The sequence below is a fragment of the Streptomyces odontomachicola genome, assembly GCF_039605595.1.
Lineage (GTDB): Bacteria > Actinomycetota > Actinomycetes > Streptomycetales > Streptomycetaceae > Streptomyces.
In genome coordinates this window covers 331,829-340,106 of the sequence record NZ_JBCFOK010000008.1, presented here as the reverse complement: position 1 = coordinate 340,106, position 8,278 = coordinate 331,829, and the positions used below count along the sequence as shown (strand labels likewise).

Genomic DNA, 8,278 nt, shown 5'->3' with positions numbered 1-8,278 from the left:
GCCTGCCCCCGCGCCGCGCGCGGGTGTCCTGGGTCGTCGCGCGGGTGCTGCTGTGGGTGTGCGTCATCCCCGATCCCCCCTCGGAACCGGCCGCCGCGCGCGGCTGCCGCCGCGCGCGTCGGCCGTCTTCTTCTGCGGTCAGTGGTCTCCTGCGGCCGGTACGCGGGGGTCTGCGGAACCCACCGGCCCCGCTGGTCTCACGGGGCACATGCGTACATCGGCACTGAAGGGGACGGTGTGTGCGAATCAACAGTTGCCCCGACCGGGCAAAGAAGATCCCAAACCGCTTGCGCCGAGGGCCGATCGTGGTCCGTTTTGTGAAGAGCATTCCGGTACGCGCCGAGGAGCCTGTTCAAATGGGTGCTGACGGTGAACGGTTGGGGACGGAAACGAGCGGTTTCCGTCAGTTGCGGGACGTGCGCAGGGGGTTTCCCGCACTGTGGCCCGTAGAGGGCTGACGGACCCGCCGGATAAGGTCTGACAGGCGCGACTGCCTGTTCGACGCACAGAGAGCCAGGGACAGATAGACATGACAACGACGGCGCGCGTGCTGATCGCCGCGGACAAGTTCAAGGGGTCGCTGACGGCCGTCGAGGTCGCCGAACGCGTGACGGCCGGCATCCACCGGGTGCGCCCCGAGGCGCAGGTGGAGTCGCTGCCCGTCGCCGACGGCGGGGACGGCACCGTCGCGGCCGCCGTGGCGGCCGGTTTCGAGCGCCACGAGACCCAGGTCACCGGGCCCACGGGGGCGCCGGTCACCGCCGCCTTCGCGCTGGACGCCGGGAGCTCCACCGCGATCGTGGAGATGGCCGAGGCCTCCGGGCTCCAGCACCTGCCGCCCGGCGCCTTCGCGCCGCTCACCGCCACCACGTACGGCACCGGCGAGGTGATCCGCGCGGCGGTCGACGCGGGGGCGCGCACGATCGTGTTCGGCGTCGGCGGCTCCGCCACCACCGACGGCGGCGCGGGCATGCTGGAGGCGCTCGGCGCCCGCTTCCTGGACGAGGACGGCGACCCCGTGCCGCACGGCGGCGGGCCGCTGCGCGAGATGGTCTCGGCCGACCTGTCCGGGCTCGACTCCCGGCTCGAGGACGTCGATGTGGTCCTGGCCAGCGACGTCGACAACCCGCTTACGGGGCCGAAGGGCGCTCCCGCCGTGTACGGCCCGCAGAAGGGCGCCAGCGAGGAGGACGTGGCCGTACTGGACACGGGCCTCGAGCACTTCGCCAAGATCCTGTCCGAGGCGGTGGGCGAGCGCGCGCTGGAGATCGCGGAGTCGCCCGGCGCGGGGGCGGCGGGCGGCATCGGGTACGGCGCGCTGGTGGGGCTGAACGCGCGGTTCAGGCCCGGCATCGAGGTGCTGTTCGAGGTGCTGGGCTTCGGGCCCGCGCTGGAGCGCGCCGAGATCGTGATCACCGGCGAGGGGTCGCTGGACGAGCAGACCCTGCACGGCAAGGCGCCGGCGGGTGTGGCCGCGGCGGCGCGCGAGGCGGGGAAGCCGGTGTACGCGGTGTGCGGGCGGCTCGCGATCGACCGCAAGGCGCTGAAGGGTGCGGGCATCGAGCGCGCGTATGCGCTGACGGACTTGGAGTCCGACCCGAAGCGCTGCATCGCAGAGGCGGGCCCGCTCCTGGAGCAGGCAGCAGCTCAACTGGCCGAGGACAACCTGTAACCGTCCCCGCTCCGAGGTGCGGGCGTGCGTTCCGCCTCGACGGAACGACTGCCCACAACCTCGTACGCGAGGACGCAGAGCGCAGCTCGCAAGCCGTGCAGATGCCCACACAACACCGAGGGGCCCGGTCGTCATGACCGGGCCCCTCAACGTGTAACGGCGAATCGGCGGCGTAGCCGCCTCCGCGTCAGCCGCCCTGCGCTGCCGCCCGTGCCTCCCGCCGGTTGTCGCGGAAGTTGTGCACGCGGCGCGCGGTCGCGAACAGCGGAATCATCGCGCCGATGACCACCTGCAGCGCGCAGCCGGTCTGCAACAGCAGCTCGCCGCCCGGCGCTTCGAAGGCCCAGGCCGTCAACATGCCCATGCTCAGCACGATCCAGCTCAGCATGGCGACGGCCAGCCGCCCCTGCGGCTTGGGGTACTCGACGCGGCTCACCATCAGCCACGCGACCCCGATGATCGCCAGCAGCGTGGGCAGGAAGGGGAGTTCGAGCAGCACGATCGAGACGACGGTCAGCGCACCGAACGGGCTCGGCATGCCCTGGAAGATGCCCCCGGGCAGCGTCACGCAGGAGAATCTCGCAAGCCGCAGCACCACCGCCAGCATCACCACGACGGCGGCGATCACCGACACCTTCTGGTGCGCGTCGCTGGCGACCATGCCCCAGGTGACCACGAAGTACGCGGGCGCGAGCCCGAAGCTGATGAGGTCGGAGAGGTTGTCCAGCTCGGCGCCCATGGCGGAGCTGCGCAGCTTGCGCGCGACCAGCCCGTCGAAGAGGTCGAAGACGGACGCCAGCAGCATGAGCAGAACGGCGGTGGCCGCGCTGTGCTTGGCCATCCCGCCGTCGTCCGCACCGGTGAGGTGCGGGATGAGGACGCCGGTGGTGGTGAAGTACACCGCCATGAAGCCACAGGTGGCGTTCCCCAGCGTCAGCGTGTCCGCTATCGACAGCCGCGTCGAAAGCGGCATTTCATCGTCGTCCTCGTCGGTCTCCGGCACCCATGCGGCCTGGGTATCCGGGTCAATCACGGTCAAGTCGAGTCACCCCCGCGGTCGTGGCCTGGCCGACCTCGACGGCGGCCTCGACTCCCTCCGGCAGATAGACGTCCACTCGGGAGCCGAAGCGGATCAGCCCGATGCGCTCGCCCTGTTCGACCTTCACGCTCTGCGGCACGTACGGCACGATGCGCCGCGCCACGGCGCCGGCGATCTGCACGGTCTCCACATCGCCGAGCTCGGAGTCGAAGTGCCACACCACCCGCTCGTTGAACTCGCTCTCCTTGTTGAACGCCGGGACGTAGCCGCCGGGGATGTGCTCCACGGAGGTCACCGTGCCGCTCACGGGGGCGCGGTTCACGTGCACGTTCAGCGGGCTCATGAAGATCGCCACACGGGTGCGGCCGTCCTTCCACGGCATGATGCTCTGCACCACGCCGTCGGCCGGAGAGATCACCCGGCCCGGCGCGATCTCGCGCTCCGGGTCGCGGAAGAACCACAGCATTCCCGCGGCGAGCGCGGTGGCCGGAACGGCGACGGCTGCGGCCTTCTTGGAACGCCGGGCGCGCAGCAGACCGACCGCGGCGGTCGCGACGGTCGGGAGGAGCCACGGCGACGCTCCGCGCGCAAGACGCATACGAGCGCTGGGTGCAGAGGATGGGCTGTGGGGCATGGATGACCTTCGTAGCGGAGGGAGCCGCGGATGGTAGGGGGGACGGCGGCTTTCCGGGGATGTTATCGGGTACCGGTGCCAACTGGGCAAGCCAGAGCGGCAGTCAGTGTCCGAGGTCCCAGTCCGGGGTGTGATCTTGGTCGCGTGCGCGGCGCCAAGAAAACACCCCGAAAAAGGGACAATCAACCCTGGAAGCGGTACTCCTCCAGCAGCCGGCGGCCCACGATCATTTTCTGGATCTCGGCGGTTCCTTCGCCGATCAGGAGCATCGGTGCCTCGCGGTAGAGGCGTTCGATCTCGTACTCCTTACTGAAACCGTACCCGCCGTGGATGCGGAACGAGTCCTCCACGACCTCCTTGCAGTACTCGGAGGCGAGGTATTTGGCCATGCCCGCCTCCAGGTCATTGCGCTCCCCGGAGTCCTTCTTCCGCGCGGCGCCCACCATCAGCGCGTGCGCGGCCTCCACCTTGGTGGCCATTTCGGCCAGCTTGAACTGGATGGCCTGGTGCTTCGCGATCGGCTTTCCGAAGGTGTGGCGCTGCTGCGCGTAATCGATGCCCAACTCGAATGCACGCTGTGCGACTCCGCAGCCACGCGCGGCGACATTGACGCGGCCGACTTCCACGCCGTCCATCATCTGATAGAAGCCGCGGCCCGATTCGCCGCCGAGCACGCGGTCCGCGGGAATCCGCAGATCCTGCATGACCAGTTCGGTGGTGTCGACGCCCTTGTAGCCCATCTTGTCGATCTTCCCGGGGACGGTGAGCCCCGGGCGGACCTCGCCGAAGCCGGGCTCCTTCTCCACCAGGAACGTGGTCATCGACTTGTGCGGCGCCGTGCCCTCCGGCTGCCCCTCGTCGGTGCGGCACAGCACCGCGACCAGCGTCGAGGAGCCCCCGTTGGTCAGCCACATCTTCTGGCCGTTGAGGACGTACTCCTCGCCGTCCTTCACGCCCTTGGACGTGATCGCCGACACGTCCGAGCCCAGGCCCGGCTCGGACATGGAGAAGGCGCCGCGCACCTCGCCCGTGGCCATCCTGGGCAGGAAGTGGTCCTTCTGCTCCTGGGTGCCGTGCTGCTTGATCATGTACGCCACGATGAAGTGGGTGTTGATGATCCCGGACACGCTCATCCAGCCGCGGGCGATCTCCTCCACGCACAGCGCGTAGGTGAGCAGCGACTCCCCGAGGCCGCCGTACTCCTCGGGGATCATCAGGCCGAAGATGCCGAGTTCCTTGAGCCCTTCGACGATCTCGGCCGGGTACTCGTCCTTGTGCTCCAGCTCCGTCGCGACCGGGATGATCTCTTTGTCGACGAAGCTGCGGACCGTGGAGAGTATTTCCCGCTGGATCTCCGTCAGCCCGTCGGTCTGCGCCAGGCGCCCCATGTCACTTACCGCCCTTCGGAGCAGGCTCCCGGAGTTCCGGGCGGCCCGGCTGCTCTCCGCCGCGCTCCTTCACGTACGCCTCGGTGGGCACCATCACCTTGCGCCGGAAGACGCAGACGAGCGTGCCGTCCTGGTTGTAGCCCTTGGTCTCCACGTGGACGATTCCGCGGTCGTTCTTCGACTTGGACGGAATCTTGTCCAGGACCGTCGTCTCGCCATAGAGCGTGTCGCCGTGGAAGGTCGGCGCCACGTGCTTCAGCGACTCGATCTCGAGATTGGCGATGGCCTTGCCCGACACATCCGGAACGGACATGCCCAGCAACAGCGAGTAGATGTAGTTGCCGACGACGACGTTCTTCCCGAAATCGGTCGTCCGCTCCGCATAGTTGCTGTCCATGTGCAGCGGGTGGTGATTCATGGTGAGCAGACAGAAGAGGTGGTCGTCGTACTCCGTGACCGTCTTGCCGGGCCAGTGCTTGTAGACGTCGCCGACGGTGAATTCCTCGTAGGTGCGGCCGAATTGCATGGGCTCAGGCCTCCGGGGGCTGGAAGGTGGTGGTGCGCTGCATGCCGGCCGCGCGGCCCTTGCCGGAGATGACGAGCGCCATCTTGCGGCTGGCCTCGTCGATCATCTCGTCGCCGAGCATCGCCGAGCCCTTCTTCCCGCCCGCTTCCGAGGTGCAGTAGTCGTACGCGTCGAGGATCATCTCGGCGTGGTCGTAGTCCTCCTGGGAGGGCGAGAAGATCTCGTTCGACGCCTCGACCTGGCTGGGGTGCAGCACCCACTTGCCGTCGAAGCCGAGCGCCGCGGCGCGCTGGGCCACCTCGCGGTAGCCGTCGATGTTGCGCACCTGGAGGTAGGGCCCGTCGATGGCCTGGAGGTCGTTGGCGCGGGCCGCCATCAGGATCTTCATCAGGATGAAGTGGTAGGCGTCGGCGGGGTAGCCGGGCGGCTGCTCGCCCACCACCAGGGACTTCATGTTGATGGAGGCCATGAAGTCGGCCGGGCCGAAGATGATCGTCTCGGTGCGCGGGGACGCCTCGGCGATCGCGTTGACGTTGTTGAGGCCCTGCGCGTTCTCGATCTGCGCCTCGATGCCGATCTTGCCGACCTCGAAGCCCATGGTCTTCTCGATCTGCGTGAGCAGGAGGTCGAGCGCGACGACCTGGTCGGCCGTCTGCACCTTCGGCAGCATGATGCAGTCGAGGTTCTGGCCCGCGCCCTCGACGACCGTGACGACGTCGCGGTACGTCCACTCCGTCGTCCAGTCGTTGACCCGCACCACGCGCGTCTTCCCGGTCCAGTCGCCCTCGTTGAGGAACTTCACGATGGTGTGCCGGGCGTCCGGCTTGGCCAGCGGCGCGCACGCGTCCTCCAGGTCCAGGAAGACCTGGTCGGCGGGGAGGCCCTGGGCCTTCTCCAGGAAGCGCGGGTTGCTTCCGGGAACCGCCAGGCACGAACGCCGGGGGCGAAGGCGGTTGACCTGCTCAGTCATGCGGGGACCTCCAGGGGGTCGAGCTTGTTCGCGGTACGGATCTCGTCGACGATACGGCCGATGATCTCGGTGATGCCGAAGTCCTTCGGCGTGAAGACGGCCGCGACACCCGCGGTGCGCAGCGCCTCCGCGTCGGCGTTGGGGATGATCCCGCCGACGATGACCGGCACGTCGTCGGCGCCGGCCTCGCGCAGCCTGCGCAGCACGTCCGGCACCAGCTCGGCGTGCGAGCCGGAGAGTATGGACACGCCGACGCAGTGCACGTCCTCCGCGACGGCGGCGGACACGATCTGCTCGGGCGTGAGCCTGATGCCCTGGTAGACGACCTCCAGGCCGCAGTCGCGCGCCCGTACGGCGATCTGCTCGGCGCCGTTGCTGTGCCCGTCCAGGCCCGGCTTGCCGACCAGCAGCCGCAGCTTGCCGACGCCGAGGTCCCGCGCGGTGCGCTCCGCCTTGCGCCGTACGTCGGAGAGCGCCGAGCCCTCCTCGGCGGAGACCGCGACCGGCGCGCTGCTCACGCCCGTCGGCGCGCGGAACTCGCCGAACACCTCGCGCAGGGCGCCCGCCCACTCGCCGGTGGTCACGCCCGCGCGGGCGCATTCGAGGGTCGCCTCCATGAGGTTGGTGTCCCCCGCGGCGGCCTCCTTGAGCCGGTCCAGGGCCTGTTGCGCGCTCGGGTACAGCGCCGGATCGCCCTCGCCCTGCCGCCAGAACGGCTCGTCGCGGCTCTCCCGCCACTCGCGCACGGCCCGCACCACCCGGGCCTCGGTGTCCGGGTCCACGGTGTGGATGGCGGTGTCCAGGTCGGCGGTCAGCGGCGAAGGCTCGGTGGTCTCATAGCAGTTGACCCCGACGATCTTCTCCTCGCCCGACTCGATCCGGCCGCGCCGCTCCGCGTGCGAGGCCACCAGCTGCGACTTGAGGTAGCCGGACTCGACGGCCGCCATGGCGCCGCCCATCTCCTGGATGTGCTCGATCTCCTTGAAGGCGTCGTCGACGAGCTGCGCCACCTTCTTCTCGACCACGTGCGAGCCGGCGAACAGGTCCTCGTACTCCAGCAGATCGCTCTCGTGCGCCAGCACCTGCTGGATGCGCAGCGACCACTGCTGGTCCCAGGGGCGGGGGAGGCCCAGCGCCTCGTTCCAGGCCGGGAGTTGGACGGCCCGGGCCCTGGCGTCCTTGGACAGGGTCACGGCGAGCATCTCCAGCACGATGCGCTGGACGTTGTTCTCCGGCTGCGCCTCGGTCAGCCCCAGGGAGTTGACCTGGACCCCGTACCGGAAGCGCCGCTGCTTGGGGTTCTCGATCCCGTACCGCTCCCTCGTAATGCGGTCCCAGATCTCGGTGAACGCCCGCATCTTGCACATCTCTTCAACAAAGCGGACGCCCGCGTTGACGAAGAAGGAGATCCGCGCGACCACGTCGCCCATCCGCTCCGGCGGCACCTGCCCGGAGTCGCGTACGGCGTCCAGCACCGCGATCGCGGTGGACATGGCGTACGCGATCTCCTGCACCGGCGTGGCCCCGGCCTCCTGCAGGTGGTAGCTGCAGATGTTGATCGGGTTCCACTTCGGGATGTGGTTGACCGTGTACGTGATCATGTCCGTGGTCAGCCGCAGCGACGGACCGGGCGGGAAGACGTGGGTACCCCGCGAGAGGTACTCCTTCACGATGTCGTTCTGCGTCGTCCCCGACAGCAGCGAGATGTCCGCGCCCTGCTCCTCGGCGACCACCTGGTAGAGCGCCAGGGTCCACATGGCCGTGGCGTTGATGGTCATCGAGGTGTTCATCTTCTCCAGCGGGATGCCCTCGAACAGCCGCCGCATGTCCCCGAGATGGGAGACCGGGACCCCGACCCGGCCGACCTCGCCGCGGGCGAGGATGTGGTCGGGGTCGTATCCGGTCTGCGTGGGCAGGTCGAAGGCCACCGAGAGCCCCGTCTGCCCCTTGGAGAGGTTCCGCCGGTAGAGCTCATTGGACGCCTCGGCGGTGCTGTGCCCCGCGTACGTCCGCATGAGCCACGGACGGTCCTTGTTCCGTTCCGTCATG

7 protein-coding genes are annotated in these 8,278 nt (G+C 69.0%); 1 reads left to right on the top strand and 6 read right to left on the bottom strand.

Going from position 1 to position 8,278, the window contains the following annotated elements; translation table 11 throughout:
* Positions 1-529: 529 nt before the first annotated feature.
* Entirely contained in the window at positions 530-1,672 is a 1,143-nt protein-coding gene (locus tag ABEE00_RS17765; RefSeq protein ID WP_345746482.1) for a glycerate kinase, read from the top strand.
* 187 nt (positions 1,673-1,859) lie between these two features.
* Here ABEE00_RS17765 and pssA read toward each other — a convergent pair whose 3' ends face one another.
* The 6 genes from pssA to ABEE00_RS17735 all read right to left on the bottom strand — a co-directional run bounded on the left by pssA (position 1,860) and on the right by ABEE00_RS17735 (position 8,277).
* Positions 1,860-2,711: a CDP-diacylglycerol--serine O-phosphatidyltransferase gene (gene pssA, locus ABEE00_RS17760; RefSeq protein ID WP_345746481.1), complete on the bottom strand. Its 852-nt coding sequence runs from the start codon at positions 2,709-2,711 to the stop codon at positions 1,860-1,862.
* Positions 2,698-3,345 (bottom strand): phosphatidylserine decarboxylase, encoded by a 648-nt coding sequence (locus ABEE00_RS17755; protein ID WP_345746480.1) that lies wholly within the window; start codon positions 3,343-3,345, stop codon positions 2,698-2,700. Before ABEE00_RS17755 ends, pssA begins: the two co-directional genes overlap by 14 nt.
* Positions 3,346-3,527: 182 nt before the next feature.
* Complete coding sequence (locus ABEE00_RS17750) at positions 3,528-4,733, bottom strand: acyl-CoA dehydrogenase family protein (RefSeq protein ID WP_345746479.1); 1,206 nt, start codon at positions 4,731-4,733, stop codon at positions 3,528-3,530.
* Position 4,734: 1 nt separating this feature from the next.
* Positions 4,735-5,259, bottom strand: coding sequence for a MaoC family dehydratase (locus ABEE00_RS17745; RefSeq protein WP_345746478.1), 525 nt, complete (start codon positions 5,257-5,259; stop codon positions 4,735-4,737).
* A gap of 4 nt (positions 5,260-5,263) precedes the next feature.
* Positions 5,264-6,229 carry an HpcH/HpaI aldolase/citrate lyase family protein gene (locus tag ABEE00_RS17740; protein WP_345746477.1) on the bottom strand — a complete coding sequence of 322 codons (966 nt, stop codon included), beginning with the start codon at positions 6,227-6,229 and terminating at the stop codon, positions 5,264-5,266.
* Positions 6,226-8,277 carry a protein meaA gene (locus ABEE00_RS17735; RefSeq protein ID WP_345746476.1) on the bottom strand — a complete coding sequence of 684 codons (2,052 nt, stop codon included), beginning with the start codon at positions 8,275-8,277 and terminating at the stop codon, positions 6,226-6,228. Before ABEE00_RS17735 ends, ABEE00_RS17740 begins: the two co-directional genes overlap by 4 nt.
* Position 8,278: the final 1 nt, after the last annotated feature.

Excerpts from the sequence above, each read along its gene's own strand:
- ABEE00_RS17765 (WP_345746482.1), top strand. The coding sequence starts at position 530 with ATGACAACGACGGCGCGCGTGCTGATCGCCGCGGACAAGTTCAAGGGG.
- ABEE00_RS17755 (WP_345746480.1), bottom strand. The coding sequence starts at position 3,345 with ATGCCCCACAGCCCATCCTCTGCACCCAGCGCTCGTATGCGTCTTGCG.
- ABEE00_RS17740 (WP_345746477.1), bottom strand. The coding sequence starts at position 6,229 with ATGACTGAGCAGGTCAACCGCCTTCGCCCCCGGCGTTCGTGCCTGGCG.
- ABEE00_RS17750 (WP_345746479.1), bottom strand. The coding sequence starts at position 4,733 with ATGGGGCGCCTGGCGCAGACCGACGGGCTGACGGAGATCCAGCGGGAA.
- ABEE00_RS17735 (WP_345746476.1), bottom strand. The coding sequence starts at position 8,277 with ATGACGGAACGGAACAAGGACCGTCCGTGGCTCATGCGGACGTACGCG.
- ABEE00_RS17745 (WP_345746478.1), bottom strand. The coding sequence starts at position 5,259 with ATGCAATTCGGCCGCACCTACGAGGAATTCACCGTCGGCGACGTCTAC.